This is a genomic window from Metabacillus sp. 84 (assembly GCF_050107715.1).
Classification (GTDB): Bacteria; Bacillota; Bacilli; order Bacillales; family Bacillaceae; genus Metabacillus_B.
In genome coordinates, this window is sequence record NZ_JBNILN010000001.1 from 161257 (window position 1) to 180342 (window position 19086).

General features: G+C 45.6%; 22 protein-coding genes. 8 read left to right on the forward strand and 14 right to left on the reverse strand.

Going from position 1 to position 19086, the window contains the following annotated elements:
• Nucleotides 1-45 precede the first annotated feature (45 nt).
• On the forward strand, nt 46-747 hold the full coding sequence (locus tag ACQCV8_RS00880) for a DUF2225 domain-containing protein (protein ID WP_426842656.1): 702 nt from the start codon (nt 46-48) through the stop codon (nt 745-747).
• Between the two features lie 58 nt (nt 748-805).
• On the opposite strand, the gene ACQCV8_RS00885 is transcribed toward ACQCV8_RS00880, so the two are convergent.
• Nucleotides 806-1042, reverse strand: a complete 237-nt coding sequence (locus ACQCV8_RS00885; RefSeq protein WP_426842657.1) for a YuzB family protein — start codon at nt 1040-1042, stop codon at nt 806-808.
• A gap of 303 nt (nt 1043-1345) precedes the next feature.
• Here ACQCV8_RS00885 and ACQCV8_RS00890 point away from each other — a divergent pair, with 303 nt between their 5' ends.
• On the forward strand, nt 1346-2413 hold the full coding sequence (locus ACQCV8_RS00890; RefSeq protein ID WP_426842658.1) for an NAD(P)/FAD-dependent oxidoreductase: 1068 nt from the start codon (nt 1346-1348) through the stop codon (nt 2411-2413).
• Between the two features lie 118 nt (nt 2414-2531).
• Here ACQCV8_RS00890 and ACQCV8_RS00895 read toward each other — a convergent pair whose 3' ends face one another.
• A complete protein-coding gene (locus tag ACQCV8_RS00895; protein ID WP_426842659.1) occupies nt 2532-2774 on the reverse strand; it encodes a hypothetical protein in 243 nt (80 codons plus the stop codon).
• A gap of 137 nt (nt 2775-2911) precedes the next feature.
• Nucleotides 2912-3223, reverse strand: a complete 312-nt coding sequence (locus ACQCV8_RS00900; RefSeq protein ID WP_426842660.1) for a YuzD family protein — start codon at nt 3221-3223, stop codon at nt 2912-2914.
• Between the two features lie 206 nt (nt 3224-3429).
• Between ACQCV8_RS00900 and ACQCV8_RS00905 the strand changes: the two genes are divergently transcribed.
• Nucleotides 3430-3663 (forward strand): NifU family protein, encoded by a 234-nt coding sequence (locus tag ACQCV8_RS00905; RefSeq protein ID WP_123919089.1) that lies wholly within the window; start codon nt 3430-3432, stop codon nt 3661-3663.
• A gap of 68 nt (nt 3664-3731) precedes the next feature.
• On the opposite strand, the gene ACQCV8_RS00910 is transcribed toward ACQCV8_RS00905, so the two are convergent.
• The 5 genes from ACQCV8_RS00910 to yutH form a co-directional block, all read right to left on the reverse strand.
• On the reverse strand, nt 3732-5693 hold the full coding sequence (locus ACQCV8_RS00910; protein ID WP_426842661.1) for a S9 family peptidase: 1962 nt from the start codon (nt 5691-5693) through the stop codon (nt 3732-3734).
• 108 nt (nt 5694-5801) lie between these two features.
• Nucleotides 5802-6731: a homoserine kinase gene (thrB, locus tag ACQCV8_RS00915; RefSeq protein WP_426842662.1), complete on the reverse strand. Its 930-nt coding sequence runs from the start codon at nt 6729-6731 to the stop codon at nt 5802-5804.
• Entirely contained in the window at nt 6728-7789 is a 1062-nt protein-coding gene (thrC, locus tag ACQCV8_RS00920; RefSeq protein WP_426842663.1) for a threonine synthase, read from the reverse strand. Before thrC ends, thrB begins: the two co-directional genes overlap by 4 nt.
• A complete protein-coding gene (locus ACQCV8_RS00925; protein WP_426842664.1) occupies nt 7786-9084 on the reverse strand; it encodes a homoserine dehydrogenase in 1299 nt (432 codons plus the stop codon). The genes thrC and ACQCV8_RS00925 overlap by 4 nt, the downstream gene beginning before the upstream one ends.
• A 218-nt stretch (nt 9085-9302) precedes the next feature.
• Nucleotides 9303-10310 (reverse strand): spore coat putative kinase YutH, encoded by a 1008-nt coding sequence (gene yutH, locus ACQCV8_RS00930; protein WP_426842665.1) that lies wholly within the window; start codon nt 10308-10310, stop codon nt 9303-9305.
• A 315-nt stretch (nt 10311-10625) separates the two neighbouring features.
• Between yutH and ACQCV8_RS00935 the strand changes: the two genes are divergently transcribed.
• Nucleotides 10626-11123 carry a phosphatidylglycerophosphatase A family protein gene (locus ACQCV8_RS00935; protein WP_426842666.1) on the forward strand — a complete coding sequence of 166 codons (498 nt, stop codon included), beginning with the start codon at nt 10626-10628 and terminating at the stop codon, nt 11121-11123.
• Nucleotides 11124-11150: 27 nt separating this feature from the next.
• Here ACQCV8_RS00935 and ACQCV8_RS00940 read toward each other — a convergent pair whose 3' ends face one another.
• From ACQCV8_RS00940 to ACQCV8_RS00950, 3 genes are read right to left on the reverse strand one after another with little or no spacing between them, the layout of a single operon-like run.
• Complete coding sequence (locus ACQCV8_RS00940) at nt 11151-11921, reverse strand: TIGR01457 family HAD-type hydrolase (RefSeq protein ID WP_426842667.1); 771 nt, start codon at nt 11919-11921, stop codon at nt 11151-11153.
• Nucleotides 11922-11952: 31 nt separating this feature from the next.
• A complete protein-coding gene (locus ACQCV8_RS00945) occupies nt 11953-12390 on the reverse strand; it encodes a DUF86 domain-containing protein (protein ID WP_426842668.1) in 438 nt (145 codons plus the stop codon).
• A gap of 14 nt (nt 12391-12404) precedes the next feature.
• Nucleotides 12405-13712 carry an EAL domain-containing protein gene (locus ACQCV8_RS00950; protein ID WP_426842669.1) on the reverse strand — a complete coding sequence of 436 codons (1308 nt, stop codon included), beginning with the start codon at nt 13710-13712 and terminating at the stop codon, nt 12405-12407.
• A 213-nt stretch (nt 13713-13925) separates the two neighbouring features.
• Between ACQCV8_RS00950 and ACQCV8_RS00955 the strand changes: the two genes are divergently transcribed.
• Together ACQCV8_RS00955 and ACQCV8_RS00960 are read left to right on the forward strand one after the other, a co-directional pair.
• A complete protein-coding gene (locus tag ACQCV8_RS00955) occupies nt 13926-14189 on the forward strand; it encodes a DUF3055 domain-containing protein (protein WP_426842670.1) in 264 nt (87 codons plus the stop codon).
• A gap of 125 nt (nt 14190-14314) precedes the next feature.
• The gene (locus ACQCV8_RS00960) at nt 14315-14581 is read left to right on the forward strand and encodes a cytosolic protein (protein WP_426842671.1); all 267 of its coding nucleotides are present in this window, start codon (nt 14315-14317) and stop codon (nt 14579-14581) included.
• 33 nt (nt 14582-14614) lie between these two features.
• Here the strand turns inward: ACQCV8_RS00960 and ACQCV8_RS00965 are convergent, their stop codons facing one another.
• A complete protein-coding gene (locus tag ACQCV8_RS00965) occupies nt 14615-14890 on the reverse strand; it encodes a YutD family protein (protein ID WP_426842672.1) in 276 nt (91 codons plus the stop codon).
• Nucleotides 14891-15012: 122 nt separating this feature from the next.
• On the opposite strand from ACQCV8_RS00965, the gene ACQCV8_RS00970 reads away from it, so the two are divergent.
• Nucleotides 15013-15696 carry a YhcN/YlaJ family sporulation lipoprotein gene (locus ACQCV8_RS00970; protein WP_426842673.1) on the forward strand — a complete coding sequence of 228 codons (684 nt, stop codon included), beginning with the start codon at nt 15013-15015 and terminating at the stop codon, nt 15694-15696.
• Between the two features lie 110 nt (nt 15697-15806).
• Here the strand turns inward: ACQCV8_RS00970 and lipA are convergent, their stop codons facing one another.
• Nucleotides 15807-16703 (reverse strand): lipoyl synthase, encoded by an 897-nt coding sequence (lipA, locus tag ACQCV8_RS00975; RefSeq protein ID WP_426842674.1) that lies wholly within the window; start codon nt 16701-16703, stop codon nt 15807-15809.
• Between the two features lie 230 nt (nt 16704-16933).
• Between lipA and ACQCV8_RS00980 the strand changes: the two genes are divergently transcribed.
• Nucleotides 16934-17917, forward strand: a complete 984-nt coding sequence (locus ACQCV8_RS00980) for a M23 family metallopeptidase (protein ID WP_426842675.1) — start codon at nt 16934-16936, stop codon at nt 17915-17917.
• Between the two features lie 413 nt (nt 17918-18330).
• On the opposite strand, the gene yunB is transcribed toward ACQCV8_RS00980, so the two are convergent.
• Nucleotides 18331-19056, reverse strand: coding sequence for a sporulation protein YunB (gene yunB, locus ACQCV8_RS00985; protein ID WP_426842676.1), 726 nt, complete (start codon nt 19054-19056; stop codon nt 18331-18333).
• Nucleotides 19057-19086: the final 30 nt, after the last annotated feature.

A 19086-nucleotide genomic window follows, 5' to 3' on the forward strand; every position in this document is an offset into this window, starting at 1 on the left:
TCTTTTGATATAGGTAATATGATACAATTGTCTCTATGAGAAAGGGTGAGAAAGTTGGATTTTCCTCATTTATATGACAAAAATACCACATGCACTTTATGCAGGGCCCACTTTACAACAAAAAAACTCCGCTCTTCCTTTATCCGCATTGATTATAGCGATTCTGATTTTTATTCCCATTATCGTTCCGAAACGAATAATCCTTTGCTCTATTATGTAACAGTATGCCCGGAATGCGGCTATTCTTTTTCAGAGGAGTTTTCAGACCAGATGTCCCCTTCCTCAAGAAGGCGGTTGACTGATCATGTTTCAAAGCGCTGGACAAAAAGAAATTTCAGTGTGCAGAGATCGATGGATATGGCTGTTTCCTCTTACAAGCTTGCTCTTTATTGTGCTGAACTGAAGCTAGAGAAGCACGCATCAAAGGCCGGTCTGAATCACCGTCTTGCCTGGCTTTACCGTTCAGCTGGCGATCATGAGCAGGAGCACCGGTTTTTAGATCAGTCCCTTAATGAATATATCCTATCTTATATGAACGAAGATTACGAAGGTTCCAAGCTTACTGATATGAGGATATTGTATTTAATCGGTGAGCTCAGCCGCAGAACAGGGAAGGAGAAACAGGCGATCCGGTATTTTTCCCGTATTATTGAACATCAGCATCGTTCTCCGGAAAAGGGAATCATCGAAATGGCGAAGGACCGGTGGCAGGAAATGAGGGCGGAAAAAGCGCTGTCTGCACAATAAGACATCTAGACCACTATACATAACGACAGCCTGACATTTAGTCAGGCTGTCGCGTTTATTAAAACATCGGATTTTCTTCCAGATGCTGATAGATATTGTCAACGAGCTCTTCCGGAGTTTCAGCCGACACCGCTTCTCCATTCACTAGGGCATACATGGATTCAAAGCATTTGCCGCAATATCCAAGACATCCGTATTCAACTATGTCGAGATTCGGGTCTTTTTCCAGCTTCTCAAGTGCCCGCTGTGATCCGCTGGCAAGATTGCTTATGCAAAACTCAATGATTGGTTTCATGGTCTCACCTCTCTAATTCCCTCTTATCCTACCCTGTTTGAACAAAAATCGTCAATGTTTCCGGTTTGGAGCCTTCCATTTGTAAGGAACACTTTGTTACAATTAACTTAACACATTTGTGCAATAAGGTTGTATAATTGATTGTTTTTACATACTAAACGGATATTTTTCCGCCTTATGTTGTGATTTTGCAGCAAATTCGATATACTTTTTAGTGGCATTTTGAAAAGGTTTTCTTTAATTTTATCAGTCTGGAATACTATTTTTTTATTCATTCCCATGGGGAGAAGGGGAAATCCGCATATGAAAAATCTAGTAATTCTTGGCGGCGGGTATGGTGGAATGAGAATTCTCCACAGGCTGCTTCCAAACAACCTTCCAAGCGATGTTCATATTACCCTGGTGGATAAAAATCCTTACCACTGCCTGAAGACAGAATATTATGCGCTTGCAGCTGGAACGATTTCGGATCACCATATTCGTGTAGACTTTCCGGAGCATGCGAATTTGACTGCTAAATATGGGGAAGTCACTTCCATTGACCGCAATCAAAAAGAGGTTGTCTTTGCTGATGGGGACCGGCTTGGCTATGATGACCTGGTTATTGGACTCGGGTGTGAAGATAAGTATCACGGGGTGCCCGGTGCCGAAGAGTATTCTTACAGCATTCAGACCATTGATCAGTCCCGCAGAACGTACAGTGCGGTTAACAACCTGCCCGCAGGTGCAATCGTTTCCATTGTGGGCGCCGGACTGAGCGGAGTGGAGCTGGCGAGTGAACTGCGCGAAAGCCGAAAGGATCTTAAAATTCAGCTGTTTGATCGCGGCAAAATGATTCTTTCCATGTTCCCTGAAAGACTGAGCCGTTATGTACAGGGGTGGTTTGAGGATCATGGGGTACAAATCGTAAATTGCGCCAACATCACGAAGGTTGAGCCCAACCTTTTATACAACCATGATGAAGCGTTTGCCAGTGATGTAATCGTTTGGACCGCAGGCATTCAGCCAAGTAAGATAGTCAGACAGATGGATGCAGAAAAGGATGCGCAGGGAAGAGTTATTCTTACACCACAGCATTATGTTCCCGATGATAAAAGTGTGTTTGTCGTAGGGGATTGCGCTTCGCTTCCTTATGCGCCAAGCGCACAGCTTGCGGAAGCGCAGGCGGAGCAAATTGTCCAGGTTCTTCAGAAACGCTGGAAAAATGAGCCGGAGCCAGAATCGTTTCCTCAATTTAAGCTGAAGGGCGTGCTCGGATCTCTAGGGAAAAAACACGGGTTTGGTCTTTTAAATGAGAAGCCGTTGATGGGCCGCGTGCCGCGCTTGCTTAAATCCGGTATTTTATGGATGTACAAGTTTCATAATGGATAACTTTTTTGACGGGGAATCTTCCCCGTTTTTTTGGTGCTTTCCTTGTAAAAAAACAAAAAAGCACTCTTGGCTGAGAGTACTTCCATTGTTCCATTATTGAATTTGCAGGAAGTACTCATTACACTGCACAGTTCCATTTATATTTCAAGATCGCCTTACTGACCGCTTTAGCTTTCAGCTGGTCGGAAGAACTAGAGCGGAAGAGTCCGTTTTGGTCCTCAACATAAACTTTATATATCTGTTTTCCTTTTGGGTCCAGTGCAAGGTGGATATCAATCGTACATTTGTGCTGTTCAATTTCGTATTCATAAGTGAATTGCCTGATTGCTGCCTGTCTGGATATGATTCCTGATTTGCTCATGCTTTAGCCTCCCTTCATAAGAAGACTATACCACAAGTTAGGGAATAATACTCATGCATTTTTCTATAATAAGGGATTTAAGGTGTATTTAGCACTCTTTGCGATGTATAAAGCAGGTCTTTTTTCACCCTGCCTTTTTAGGTAGCGGCAATTCCGAGCCTTTCGAGCTCCTCACAGATTTTTTTCAGGCGCGGGCTTCCTTCTCCCACTATCCTGCCTTGGATGACGACCAGGGGATAAAAATATTCATCATTGCGTATTTTTTCTGCGATTTCCTTTTGCTCCCCTTCAAGCTCCGGTCTGTCTATGTCGATATAGGTAACATCAATCTGCTGGTTGGGGTATTTTCTTGATAAAGCTGCTGAAAGCCATTCCTGAGTCTCCCGGGAAGATGGCATATTCACACAGCTTGGACATAAAACCTCTGCGCCATATACGTCAATATTCATGCCTGACCCTCCAATTTTCAAGCTGTTTTTCTTTATTGTATTCGATATCGGATCCTTTTGCATTTGTTTTTAATGCTGGCAAAAACACCGTATTTTTATCCTTGAAATTGTGATACAATAGGATAAAATATGGTTATTTTCAAGTCTTGGCATTAGATTTTACGGCTCGGCCGGAATATAATAGCAGCAGGAAGGAGACGATTGCTATGGAAGAGAATCAAAGAGAACAAGTACAGGAAGTACTAGATAAATTGCGTCCGTTTTTGCTTCGCGATGGCGGAGACTGTGAATTGGTGGACGTAGAGGATGGTATTGTTAAACTTCGTCTTTTAGGAGCTTGCGGAAGCTGCCCAAGTTCTACCATTACGCTGAAAGCCGGAATTGAGCGCGCATTGCTTGAAGAAGTTCCCGGTGTTGTGGAAGTAGAACAAGTATTTTAAGTATGACCCCCGGCCCTTTTGCCGGGGGTTTTTTTGATGGGCAGAAAAAACTGAAAATTCCAGTATGTTTATAAAAATTCATCAAACCAGTTCAGGATGGCGTGAAGGCGTTCTACTCTAAGCTTCGGATGGCCGCTTCGGGACAGTTCATGGTTTTGATCTGGAAACCGGATGAATTTGACGGTCTTGCCTTTGTTTTTTAAGGTCACATAAAGCTGTTCCGCCTGTTCAATCGGACATCTGTAGTCCTTTTCGCTGTGCAGGATCAGGAGCGGAGTCTCAATGCTTGCGGCATATTTAAGCGGGGAGTGTTCCCACAGCATCATCGCGTCTTCCGGCATCGCACCACCTACCTCCGATTCAGTGAAGGAGGGTCCAATGTCACTTACTCCGGAAAAGCTGAGCCAATTGCTGATGGAACGCTGGGTAACAGCGGCTTTAAAACGATTGGTATGCCCGACGATCCAATTTGTCATAAACCCGCCATAGCTTCCTCCGGCTACACCCAGCCTGCTTGAATTTATAAAATCAAACTGCTCGATCGCTTTATCCACTGCACACATTAAATCTTTAAAATCGCCGCCTCCGTAATCCCCTCTGACTAAGTTCACAAAATCCTGTCCATACCCCTGGCTTCCCCTTGGATTCGTGTAGAGGATGACATAGCCCTTGGAGGCAAGGACCTGGAACTCATGAAAATACGTGTTGGCGTACATCATATGCGGCCCTCCGTGAATCTGGAGAATCACCGGGTATTTTTTTTCCGGATTCCAATCCGCCGGTTTCATCATCCAGCCGTGAATCGTCCAGCCGTCCTCTGCTTCTGTTTCAAATGGTTCAGGTTTTGATACAGCCGATTTTTGCAGCCATTCTTCATTTAAACGGGTCAGTTGGATAGAATCTCCTGTCTGAAAATCAACTTCAAATAATTCTGATGGGAATTCTGGTGTGCTGATGGCCAATACAGCTAAGTGATAACTTGGGTGCAGTCTCATGCCGCTCACATGCTCAGCTTCCATTCGTACAGGATACATCAGGCCTTCCACTGATCCATAATAAACTCCAGTGCTGCCCCGGTCTGATACGATCAGATAAAATCCTTTTGAGTCGGATGTCCATTGAATCCCCGGAAATACAGAACCATATATGGCATCTCCTGCTACAGCATCCCCGGCGTGCATATCCCATTCCCCCGTCAGACAAATCAGGGCTTCATTTGCCAAGTCATACAGCCAAAGCTTCTGAATGGTCGCACTTTTGTATTCCTTCTCATGGCCAAGAAAAGCTAAATACCTGCCATCCGGTGAAAATTGGGGCTCGCTGAAGATGCCTCTCCCCTCAGTTAGGTTTATATCCTGACCGGTCTGGAGGCTTCGCAGGTGAACATCTGCTGTCATCCCTTTGCCTGGCCGCTCCTCCGGATAGTGAATATAGGCAAGCCAATCCCGGGAAACTGCCGGGCTTGCTGCATCTCCTTCACACGTCAGGAACAGCTCTGTCTCTCCAGTTGTAAGATCGGCAATGAAAAGCTGATTTTTCCGGCCATGCAAGATTCCATCCGCATCCGATTTGTACCGCAGTTCTGTCAGCTCAAAAGGAATGGGGTGCTCAGGATTATGCAAAGAATTGCCTTTCAAGCTCTCCTCCCGTAAAAAAGAGGTGAACAGCACTCTCTGTTCATCCATCCATACAGGATTTTGCGCGCCGCTTTCTGAGCTGGTGATCTGCTTAGCTTCTCCGCCATCTGATTTTATTACGTATAGCTGAGGCTCTCCTGACCGGCTGGAGATGAAAGCAAGCTTGCCGTCAGGCGACCATCTTGGTGAATGGTTATTGCTCTGCCCGAAGGTCCATTGCTGCATCGAATAATCACTGCGGTCTATGACGAATAGATGGGAATGGTACGTATAGGATTCTTGATCAATGGATGCTTCCGAAAAGACGATTCTCTTTCCATCAGGTGAAAAGCGGGGATCAGCCGGAGTTTTCAGCCGGAATAAATCTTCAGGTGTGATTTTCTCTTTTTTCATCAGGACCACTCCCTTTTCTTCTCATTATACTTATTTCGGCCTCCGAAAGGGTTCTCTTTTATGTTTTTCACACAAAAAAAGACACGCTTCCGAATGCGTGCCTTTCCTTCATAAACTGCCGGTCGGATTAAAGCTTGAAAAACGCTCTACTGTGCTTCCATGGGCAGGCACATAGAGGCGATCCACTTCACAATCAGGAAACCGGAGGCTGAGTGCCCGGGCGATGCCTGCTCCCTCCCCTTCCTTCGCAAAACAAATGATAGCAGGACCTGCACCGCTTAAAGCGGCACCGTAGGCTCCTGCTTCTTTTGCAGCCAGCGAAGCCAGCTTTAATTCGGGTGTGAGGGTTCCTCTGTATGGCTGGTGAAAAAGATCCTTTTCCATCATTTTGCCCGCGAGCGGCCAGTTCCCCGTCATCAGCGCAGCTGTCAGCATATTGCCGACAGCTCCCGCCTCTACCGCTTTTTTGAAGGGCAAAGAGGCCGGCAGTACGTCTCTGGCATCTTTTGTGTACACTTTATAGGATGGGATGATTACAACCGGCTCCATTTTAAGCTCAGGAAGATGAACGAGGTGTGTCTCTTCCTCCTGATGGAGGCCTATAACCAGTCCTCCGTAGACAGATGCTCCAGCGTTGTCCGGGTGGTCTTCCTCCAGGCTCGCATACCTTGCCTTTTCTTCAAGCGTAAGTGCAAGTCCGCATAAAGCATCTGCAAGCTCTACGCCCGCTGTAATAGCGGCGGCACTGCTTCCAAGTCCTCTGGCTACGGGAATGTCACTCCATACCTTAACATGGCATGGGGGGAGGCTGGCTCCATAAGCTAAGGCTGTGCGCTCTGCCACTTGGCAGATCAGGTTATCCTTCCCTTCCGGCAATCCGGCAGTTTCCAGACTTTCTGATTCAAAATACCATTCTTCAGCTAATGATACCGTCAGGATTAAGAACCGGCTTAATGCGAGTCCGATGGAGTCAAAGCCCGGTCCCAGGTTGGCGGTGCTGCCGGGTACTTTAATCTTTAGCATCTCGCCTTCCTTCATACGGTTTGCACTCCTTCCAGCCGCTCCAGCATACTTGCTTCATCATTCGGTAGAGAAACCGGCTTTATTTCATTTCGGTCAATTGCCGTATTAGGGTCCTTGAGCCCATTTCCAGTCAGAACGGATACGACACGGATACCTTTAGGAAGATCGCCATTCCGGAGCTGTTTCATGACTCCTGCAATGGAAGCACATGAAGCAGGCTCCGCAAAAATCCCTTCTGTCCGGGCCAGCAATTTATAAGCTTCGACAATCTCCTCATCTGTCACCTCATCGATTTTTCCTCCGGACTGACTGGCTGCAGCAACAGCAAGATCCCAGCTTGCGGGATTGCCAATCCGGATTGCAGTCGCGATTGTCTCGGGCTGCTTAATCACTTCGTTCCGGACAATGGCGGCTGCTCCCTCTGCCTCAAAGCCTCTCATCTGAGGCAAGCCTGTTTGGTGCTTGCCGTTGTATTCTACAAACCCTTTCCAATACGCTGAAATATTTCCAGCATTGCCGACAGGGATGGATAAAACATCCGGGGCTCCGCCAAGAACATCGCACACTTCAAATGCAGCCGTTTTTTGTCCTTCAAGCCGGTAAGGATTGACAGAGTTGACGAGTGTAATCGGCAGTTTTTCACATACACTTCTTACAATCTTGAGTGCATCATCAAAATTTCCTGGAATTTCATAAATATCTGCCCCGTACATAACCGCCTGTGCAAGCTTTCCGAGAGCGATTTTCCCCTCCGGAATAACCACGATGCATTTCATTCCCGCTCTGGCAGCATAGGCGGCTGCGGCGGCCGATGTATTTCCCGTTGATGCGCACATGACAGTGCTGCTGCCTGACTCTTTCGCTTTTGCTGCAGCCAATACCATTCCCCGGTCCTTAAATGACCCGGTTGGATTGGTTCCTTCCGTCTTCACATACCAATCGATCCCGAATTGCTCTGAAAGGCTGGATAGCCGGATAAGCGGTGTATTTCCTTCATTAAGAGACAGAGAGGGGGTGCGGTCCGTTACCGGCAAATAGTCCTTATACGCTTTAAGCAATCCGCCCCAGCTCATACCCCGCCATTCCCTTCAACTCGATACGTGCTTTTCACCTGCGAAACAACCTCTAAATCGTCAAGCTGAGATTGAATTTCGTCAAAATCCTTTTGGGATGCGTGGTGTGTTACGATGACAATCTCTGCAAGTTCACTGTTCTTCAATGGAAGCTGCAGAATTTTTTCAAAGCTCACTCCGCGCTGGGAGAACAGGCCGGTAATCTTAGCGAGGGCGCCAACTTGATCCTTTACATGAATGCGGAGAAAATGCTGCGCAGAAATCTCCTCCGGTTCTTTCATCTGTTTCTCATATTGGGGAGCGACCGCACTTCTTCCATTTACTCCAAGTCTCATATTTTTCATGATACCCACTAGGTCAGACACCACCGCTGTAGCTGTCGGCATGCTGCCTGCGCCCGGTCCGTAAAACATGGTTTCCCCTACCGCTTCTCCATATACATAGACGGCGTTGTACTCGTCATTGACCGCTGAAAGCGGATGGTGGTCCGGGAGAAGCGTCGGCTCCACGCTTACTTCAATTCTGTTTGCCTGACGATGGGCAATGCCAATCAGCTTCATCGTGTATCCAAGCCGTTTGCTGTAGCTGATATCGTCATCCGAAACGGCTGATATCCCTCTTACTTGGACGTCCTGCAAATCAACGTTCATAGAAAAGCCAAGCCGTGCCAAAATCGCCATTTTCCTTGCTGCATCCAGCCCTTCCACATCTGCTGTCGGATCAGATTCGGCGTAGCCGAGATCCTGGGCTTCTTTCAGTACTTCAGCATATGGGCTGCCATGCTTGCTCATCTTTGTCAGGATAAAATTTGTTGTGCCGTTTACAATTCCCATCATTTTCGTGATCCGGTCAGATGCAAGACCATCCACAAGACTCCTGAGAATCGGGATGCCTCCAGCAACACTCGCTTCATAAAACAGGTCACACCCGTTAGTTGTAGCAGCAGCGAGCAGCTCTGATCCGTACAGAGCCATTAAATCCTTGTTGGCAGTGACAACCTGCTTCTTTTTATTCAGGGCTTCCAGCAAGTATTCTTTTGTTTGTTCAATCCCGCCCATTACTTCAATTAATACGTCGATCTTTGGATCCTGGATCACTTCATACGGATCTGTCGTAAGCAAAGAGGGGTCCACGTCAATCAGCCGCTGTTTGTCTTTTTCCCTGACAAGGATTTTTCTTATTTCAACCGGACAGCCTACAAGATGCATTAATTTGTCCTGATGTTCCCGAATGATTTTCACAACGCCGCTCCCAACCGTACCTAAACCAAGCAGTCCTACTTGAATTGCTTCCATGTACACGGTCTCCTCTCTTTTAAAAGCACAAATGTCCTCTTAAGAAGTACATTTGTATTTATGTAATAGACAATTTATATATAGTTGCATTATAAATCCCGTCATATTATTTTACAAGGCTGAATTTTCAGCTAACTAATCCTGTAAACGCTTCCGATAACGTCCCGCCTGATTTTACCAGTCTAAAAAAAACCTGCCCATATTGTACCGGGACAGGTTTACGCAAGCCAATGAAGGACGGGCAGCTGAATTCTGCGGGTTCTCATCGAGAGCATGCCTGAGTAGGATCTTAAAAATTGTTCATACTCTGAGGAGCGCTGAAGAAGTTCATGCAGCTTTTTCTCATAGTGAGGTTTATTGGAATCAGAAGCAAGATAATAATCCTCAATGCATTCAAAATAATGAATCGGAAAAAGCAGCCGGCTGTAAACAAGCCGCCAGGAAAAAGAAGACAGCGGAACCGTCCGGTCATAGTCGGCAAGGAAGCTGCCTCCCTCACGCTTTAAATCTTCTGGATGCTGAAGAAATTCATGCCGGAGGTACTCTGCAAGATCCCGGCTTGCGTGGTCAAAAACCCAGTCTGTTGGAAGCTTCATTGGATATTCCTTTTTCCAGACAGCGGAATGAAAGCGGTTGTGGCAGATCGTGGCAGAGTCTGATGCCTGCGGTTCATCATCCAGCTCGGTATCCACGAGGTACTGGATACCATTTTCTGCCAATCCAAGATAATAAGGGAAGGATTCAATAAACAGTTTTTCAAAATGGTCAAGCGGGTGTGCCTGAACCTTCCCTCTCCAAAACGCCTCAAGCTGATCGAGCCGCTTTTCCCATAATTCCTTCCACTGTCCTATCCGCTTCGTTTTATCGGCCTGATAAGGGAAGCTGCGGGCCCTTTGGTGAAACTGCGCCAGCTCTCTCCCAGTGGATTGGCTGCGGGAAACAAGCCGGTCCGGACATTTTAAGACGGCAAAGCGTTTCCCGTTTCTTTCTGCCGACAATGTTCCGGTTACGCTCGGCCAGAATGCTGCAACGTATGGTTCTCTTTTTTCCTGTAAATACTGACTCATATAATAAAGCTCATACAGCTCCTGTTCATCCATATGCTGGACAGGAATCAGCATTCCGATTGTACCGTGGATCCGGAAGGCATCATAGCTCCCGGCTTTAAATACTTCCGGCACCTGAAGCCCAAAGTGTTCTTTTAAGAAATCTTTCAGGGGGACCATCTCCGTTTCAGCAGTCTTACCCTATCCTAATCAGAGCCATAAAGGAATATGCTAATTTTTGATGGCGTTCGCTCACACCTTTTTCAGCAGAATGTATACCATAATAAGAAAATCTAATTTATTTTAAAGCTCTGTTAAAATTTGTGTTGATTACCGATGCCGGCATTCGTTTATCCAAGGGCGCTGTGCCTCCCAAGCGTGCAGCGTCTTCAGGAACTCACGCCTTCCGCTTCAGCCAGCAGGTGCAGCAAAAGCAGCATGAAGCTTTAACACAGCCATTTTTTATAGAAGATTAAAACAGATAGGATGATGCGGATGGAGAAGCGCAGCATGGATATAGTAGAAAAAAAAGCCCGTGAAATGATGGCAGCACGCGGAGTTCAAACAAAGGACATAGCAGAGCTTGTGTATTTTCTGCAAAAAAAATATCATCCTGAGCTAGAGCTGGATGACTGTCTGGCAAACGTAGAAAGAGTCCTTGCTAAGAGGGAAGTGCAAAATGCCATTTTAACAGGGATTCAGCTGGATATGCTCGCAGAAAAGAACATGCTTGAGGAACCGCTTCAAAGCATTATTGCAAGTGATGAGGGCTTATACGGGGTGGACGAGATTATGGCCTTTTCCATCGTCAACATATATGGCTCCATCGGGTTTACGAATTACGGCTACATTGATAAAGAAAAACCAGGGATTCTCCAATTTCTGAATGATAAATCGACGGGTATGTGCCATACCTTTCTTGACGATCTGGTCGGCGCAATTGCGGCTGCTGCATCGAGCAGGCTCGCGCACAGGGCTGCAAATACAGAGTAAAAGCCGGGAGGTATTCCCCGGCTTTTGTTAAATGCGGCTAAACCATTCCTCCAGGGAATGAACTGCATAAGTGGGCTGTATTTCCACTGCCTCAAGATGCTCCTTTAATGTTACCCCTGTGTGGACAATTAAGGTATCCATTCCAGTGCGGATTCCTGCCATAATATCCGTAGCATAATTGTCCCCTACCATTAATGTATCCTCTTTGGCTGTTCCGAGCACTTCGAGTGCCTGCTCCATAATAATTGGCTCAGGCTTGCCGATAAAAGTCGGTTCTATCCCGGTGGAAACAGCGATGACGGATGTTAAAGAGCCATTGCCGGGGAGCAATCCGCGTTCTGTGGGGATGGCGATGTCGCCGTTTGTCGAGATGAAGCGCGCGCCATTTCTGACCGCTAAGCAGGCTTTGGCCAGCTTCTCGTACGTAATTCCCCGGTCAATGCCGACTACTGCAAAATCTGCCGTCTCATCTCCCTCTTCAAAGCCTTTATCCGCGAGAGCCTCTCGGATTCCTTCTTCCCCAATGATATACACAGATCTTCCTGCCTTCTGTTCATCCATATAATTAGCGGTTGCCTGGGAAGTGGTGAAAACTTGCTCCGGCAAACATGGAATGTCAAAAGCATTCAATTTTTCCGCCACTTTTTCAGGAGTTGCAGAAGAATTGTTCGTAACAAATAAATACGGGATTTCTTTTTCCTTTAATAGCCTTACAAATTGTCCCGCTTCCTCAATCCGCTCCGTACCTTTATACATGGTCCCGTCCAGGTCAATTAAGTACCCTTTGTATGATTTCATGCTGCTCACTCCTCTAAAGCCGTTTGAAAAATTACTTCTTGAAGGCCGAAACCGGTCCAAGCTCGTTCAGCAAATACTTGCGGACTTTTTCAGGAAATGCTTGCAGGACGGTAAACTGCCTTTGTAAAAGCTGTTCAAGCTGGCCGGTGTCAGCTGACAGATAGTCCTGAATAAGTGATTTTCTGAAAGCAACCAGCTCTTTCAAGCCGCCTTCATCCTCAGCACCGATTACTTTCTCATCAAGCAGAATGTCGATGATGTCCTCATAACTGCCTGGATCTCTCATAATAAATCCATCAATAAGTGCATTGCCCGTATCGAGTACACTTTCCATCAGCAAATGTCCAAGCCTTTGCAAAGCAAGCTTTTCCATCTTTGTCTCAAACGCTTCTGTTTCTGAAAAAAATCCTGTCAGTTCCTCCATCAGCTTCAGCGTCTCTTCTATTTTCCCCCGGTCTACAAAGTACATGCTGTCATCCCCTTCTAGAAGGCTACCCGTTCTTTTTGAAGCAATCCCGGCCTCGCATAAAAATATCCCTGGGCCAAGTCTACCCTGTTTCTTGTTAGTACATCCGCTTCTTCTTTCTTTTCTATCCCCTCGGCTACAACGAGTGATCCTGTCTCCCTGGCGATCAGCAGAAGCCCTTTCAGCATCGACTCCTTCACCCGGTTTGTATCAATGTTTTCAATAACTGAACGATCTATTTTGATAATATCAGGAAGAATTTCGCTGATTGTATGCAGACTTGCATAGCCCGCCCCCGTATCATCAACTGCAATCCGGATGCCCAAATCCCTGAGCCTCCGGATGTTTTCCATAAAAAATGCCATGCCCTCTATAGAGTCGCGCTCGGTAATTTCAAGGATAATTTGACGGGGGCTGACGCCGGGATGCCTTTCAAATGCTTTTAATACAGAGGCAGTGAACCGTTTGTTGCCAAGCGTCAGAGGGGTAAAATTAATGTAAATGTCCTCTGTGGTCCCCGTCTCTTCAATCATAAGCAGTGCTTTTTCCAAAATGAGCATTTCCAGCTCATACACCATATTGGTCTGTCTGGCTACTGAGAACAGCTGCAAAGGATTTTCAAGCGGCGTTCCTGCTGGTCCTCTTGTCAGCATTTCCCACGCCTTCACTTTTCCGGTATCCAGCTCAATGATCGGCTGAGCGAGCAGCATGATTTTCTGCTGCTGGACAATTTCCCTGATGGTTAGGACCATATCTATGTATTTGGAATGAACACGCTTCTCAGCCATTTCTGCAGCCTGCTGCTGAGCCTTCAGAATGGCATCATGAATAGATCCGCTTGCTCTGTCCACGAACATGTACCCGGACTCGCTTGTAAATTGGATGTAAGGATAGGAGGCAGAGAGCCATTTCTGCAGTTCAGAAACGAAGAAATGAATAAAATGCTCAATATGCGTAACGCTTTGTTTATTCTCCCCAATTTTCAGAAAGACGGTTAACCCTCTATTATAATAATCATGCACCACAAGTATATCATTCTGGAACACGGACGTCTCCAGTATGGCTTTTGACTCTTTTTTAAAGCTTTGACAAAATTCTTTTACCTGAGAGGGTTCAAGCTGCAAAGCAAAATCCTTCATATTGGTAAATTTAATCACAACCGCTGCCGTTTTTTCTCCGTTTTTAACTGCCTCAAAGACACCTTCAAGAAGCGGGTTCCGTAAAGTGAACTGCGGCGGGAAATATTTCAAATAGGTATATGGTAGTAATATTTTGCTCCATTTATTAATCCGTTTCACATTTATAGTGCAAAATTCACGGAACATTTCCTCAGCCCTTCTAGTTATGAACTTATATATGATCACATTTTACCATAAACAAGCTCAAATCGGATTTTTTGAGAGAAAATTTCTGTTTTTCAATGGATCTCTTGTTTCTTTTGGTATAATTTTTTTAAAAGCCTGGAATTTTCTGTGAACACCATCTGCTATACCTTGATATTTAACCGGAAATCATAACAGGATTGGAGATGAAAAGGGATGGAGCGTTTTTTTCTTTATGATGACATGGTGGAGACGAAAACGAGGTTTGTCAGTTTTACAGGAGAGCACCAGCGTTTTGACCTTGCCCTCATGCAGACTGACCGGTTCTTTGGAAAAGCGATTGTATTAAACCTGCAAAGCAGCCGATTTGCCATTATTGGAGAAGATGATCTTGATGAGCCGGGCTACCTGGAACATGCTTTTCAGCTGTCTGAAGAAGAAGCGGAGGAGCTAAGGGATTTCCTCTTTGAGCTTGTTTGAGCTGTCCTGAAGCCTGTTTTAAACAGGTGAATATAGGATTCATCCCCGCTTGCACTTCGCAGGAAGCGTTGGCAATTGGATAAAAAGGCTTCCTTCCGGTGAAAATAATTCTCGGAGGGATGAAAATGGACGAAAACAACGAAGAGTATCATGATTTTTCAAATGTTGAAGCGATGCGGAATTATATTCTTCCGGAAATTACTCCGGAAGGACCCTACGGCGCACCGAGAGGGAAGCATACGCCTGTGGAAAATAAAAGTTCGCCTTGGAAAAAGAACCAGCGTTACTACAGCGCTTTTAATTATGAAAATAAAAATCTTCATCAGGAACTTCCGCGCCAGCATCCAGGTGCGCATCCAACCCATGATGACCCGGATAAAAATGAACAGTAAAAAAAGAGCTTTCGCTTAAAGCGAGGCTCTTTTTTATTTACGGATTTTTCTTAACACAAAATAAGCACAGCCAAAATTGCAATACTCGTACAGATACTCATCAAGCGTGCTTATTTTTGTATCATACGATGCTTTTTGGTTCTGATCTTCAAAGAAGCCTTTTAAACGAAGCTGGCCATAGCCCCAGTCCCCGACAATGTAATCATATTTATTCAATATGTCCGAGTATCTGGCCTTAAATGCTTCCTCGTTGAAGCCATCACGCTCATTCTTGAAAATTTCATAATGAATATTCTGTACCGTTACCAATGGACAGCGCTCCTTATAGCGGACATTTGTTTCCTTTATCATATCTGATTTTTGCTTCTCCATCAATTACTAGGGAAAATTTGCTGAACTCTGGTTATCTTAAGGAAAGGAGGTGCAGAAGTATGAGAAGCTTCAGCAAGCAGATACTGATCCTTCCACTGATGACGATCCTGTTTTCAGGCTGCCAGATGAACGAAGAGGGGAAAAGCGATCTGACAGATGAGAATGGAAGCACCATCAATGTGGACGAAAACACAACTATGTATAAGAAAACGGAAAGTGACAGTAAAAAAACAAATAGGACGGAAAGCTTCGGCTATGTTCATCACAAGAGAAACACTCTGATGAAAAATGGCAAACAGACTGAATTTTACGCTATTGACCGCGAAGCACTTGCGGATACGGTAAGCGGGTTAACCGTTCAGCTGCCGGGCATTGAAGAAGCGGCTACTCTTGTTACAGACGAAGAAGTCCTTGTTGCATATCGCGGCAGCAGCAAAAACCGGAATGAAATGGCGGATATGGTCAGCAAAACAGGGATTTCTGCTGTTCCCCGCTATTATCATGTTTATATATCCGATAACGAGGCAGCGATCGACCAGCTCCAATCCTACCGCACGTTGGATTCCGAAAGCCCTGAAGCAGATGCCGTCCTGGCAAAGCTCATCCGGCAGATGCTTAAAGAATCCCCTCAGGGTAAAAGCTTGAATAAAGGCGAGAATGCAAACGGGGAAGGCTATGGAGAAACAAATGAGAGCCTGGATCAGGACATGAAGGATTCCTATGAGAAAACACGCTCCAACTAGGAATAAAACCGTTGATCGCACAACAGATGAACGTTCCCGCAAAGATTTGTGAATACTAATTTCCTTAACAGCAAAAAAGTGTCAGCTGCCTCAGCAGTGACACTTTTGTTTTATGCGTTTGCCTGTCTTTTCTTAGATGCTTCATTTACCTGTTCATCCGCATGATAGGAAGAACGGACCATCGGCCCTGCTTCACAATGGCTGAAGCCCTTTGTCATCGCAATTTCTTTAAGCTCTGCAAACTCATCCGGATGGTAGTATTTTTGAACCTTCAAGTGTTTTTTGGAAGGCTGCAGATACTGCCCGATCGTCATGATGTCTACATGGCTGGCACGCAGATCATCCATCGTTTGAATAATCTCTTCCTTCGTTTCGCCGAGACCGACCATTATTGAGCTCTTTGTTGGAATATCCGGCTGCAGCTCTTTAGAGCGCCGCAAAAGCTCCAGAGACCGCTGATATTTTGCACGCGCCCGCACTCTAGGTGTCAGACGTTCAACCGTCTCAATATTATGGTTCAGAATGTCAGGGCGGGCATCCATAAGCGTCTTCAAGTTTTCAAATGATCCGCCCATATCAGAAGGCAAAACCTCGACAGTGGTAAACGGGCTTTTTCTTCTAATCGCACGAACCGTTTCAGCAAATACCTGTGAACCGCCATCTTTCAGATCATCACGTGCTACTGCTGTAACAACCGCATGCTTCAGATTCATCAGAGCAACAGAATCAGCGACGCGTTCCGGCTCCTCAAGATCAAGCTCAGTCGGCAATCCGGTTTTTACTGCGCAAAAGCGGCATGCCCGCGTACAAACAGCACCTAAAATCATAAAGGTGGCTGTACGCCGAACCGCCCAACATTCATGAATATTCGGACATTTCGCTTCTTCACAGACCGTATTGAGATTTTTTTCTCTCATCATCTTCTTCAAGCCTGTATAATTCTCATTCGTATTCAGTTTTATTTTCAACCAGTCAGGTTTGCGTAAATGTTCTTCTTGTTTGATCAAAAAAATCATCTCCAGTATGTAGTCTTGTGAGTGAATGAAGCAAATGAAAACGTCACCACAATTGCGCATTTTCCCCAAGCATTTTTCTCCTACAACCTTCACTTTAACATAGAAAAGGATTGAACGACAAGGAAAACCGGACTTACTGTTTTTCTAAGATTTACTATTAATGAAATTTTTAAATGGCTTCAAACTATATGTAATGTAAACAGCCTGAAAGGAGGCTACTCATGTTTCGTTTAGCAGTTGCTGCCATGATTTTTTTGACTTTCTGCTTCCCGCCCGCTGCAGTTGCTTCTCAGACAGATGAAGAAGCTCAAATAAACACTCAGCGAACCCTGCTTTTCAAGGATATGGAGAAACGCACCCATATACCCTGGAAGCTCCTTGCTGCAGCAGATGAATTTGAACGGAATGTCCGTTTATCCAGAAGAGATCTGCCGAAGCAAACCGGATTAATCGGAATTTACATCCAGCCTGAGCGCTGGAGCGGACCGCTAAGCCCTGCACCTTCAGAAACAGACCCTGCGCGCATCCAGCTTTTTGGCGGGATAGGAAAAGACGGGAGCGGCGATGGAAAAGCCGATCCCGCCAATGATGAAGATGTTCTGTACTCCTACGCCTCTTTTCTGAGCCAGTATGGCAGAGGATTAGAAAACACAAAGATAGGCCTGTGGGATTATTACCAAAGAGACAAATCGGTGAGTCTGATCCTTGGCCATTTCAAAATTATCGATCGTGCTAACACTCTTAATTTAAGCGGCCGGTCTTTTCCCGTACCCCTTCGCTACAACTACAGCTATAAAAGCACATGGGGAGATGCACGGGGGTGGGGCGGACGGAGAATTCACGAAGGAACTGACTTATTCGCTGATTATGGTGTGCCCGTTCTAGCCACTTCCTATGGGATCGTTGAGATGAAGGGCTGGAACCGCTATGGAGGATGGAGAGTCGGGATCCGTGATATCCGGAATACGTATCATTATTACGGCCACCTTAACGGCTTCGCTAAAAATCTGCGTGAGGGAATGGTTGTGAAGCCGGGACAAGTAATTGGATCTGTAGGAAGCTCCGGCTATGGTCCTCCCGGAACAGCAGGAAAATTTCCGCCTCATTTGCATTATGGCATGTATAAGGATAACGGGCGGACAGAATGGTCATTTGACCCGTACCCTTATTTAAGAATATGGGAGCGGATGGATAAAAAGAAATAGGCTATGGGCTGCCTTCAGGCGTACAAAATGGAGACAAATGAGGAATAATCGGATTGTTCTATTGCTATGCTTTTCTTCTCACATTGAAAGTTCACAGGTCTCACTGACAGAGGAGGGCGATCGGAACCAAAGTTCCATTCTGCAATGGACGTCCTGAGCGAGAGAATTAGACTTAGTAAAGAAGTTTTGCATTTTTTAGGAAGAGTCCGCTTAAAAATGGCTAGTTCATTTTTTTGAAAAATGGATGAAGCGATGCGGTAAGAGCCTCGTTCAGGCCCCTAAATGGATATGGGGCCAGGCATTTGTCATTCCATGCTGCAAAAGCTCCAATACAAATGCTGTTTTTGTACTTGCTTAGAGGGACTTTCAAAGCCATTATCGGAGGCAAAAGACCATGCCCTGCTCATCGGCCGCTAATCCAGCTCAATGGATGGTGCCTGGCCTCCGCCATTATTGTAATAATCAGGTACGTCTCCAATGACCGATTTAAGATCTACTGGAATATTGGCCGTAACGGTTGTGCTTTTGCTTGAAAATGGAATAATCACACGCAGGTTAACTTTTACATGTATATTTATTTTTATTAGAGCATTGTTAATGCCGTATGGTTCCGCTATTATTTTGGAATCAGTCAAGGCATGGCCAATCATCTCAAAGCGAACTGGAATTCTGGGACCGGTATTTCCAAGCAGGACATTACCTGTCGTCTGCCCCAGCGGGATTTGGTAAATGAAATTTTCGGATGTATCACCGAGCTCTGGGATGTTCAACGTTTTCAGATTTCCTTTTTCAGCAAGGATGAGATTTTTTTGAAGATGGTCCGTATAGCTCGCCATCATTTTCCGGACTCCGGCGGCATCCAGGTCAATCAGTTTTCCTTCTTTATTTACGTCTGTCTGAATCAGCTTGCTTGGATCTCCCTCTTCCTCAAGCTGTTTCTTCAGAGCGTCATTGATGATAAGGGAAGCAATTTTTTGCGTTTCCGTTTCTGCGATACTCATAAGAACCGGCTGAATTTCCTTGTTCACAATGTATAACCCCGCTGCCGTGGAGAGGATGAAAAAAATAAAAGATAAGAGCAGAACGTAACGGAATGGCATTGCTCCTTTTTTAGGGAGACCTCTGCGGATTTTGGCCATAAAAAATACCCCCTTCACATGCTATATGTA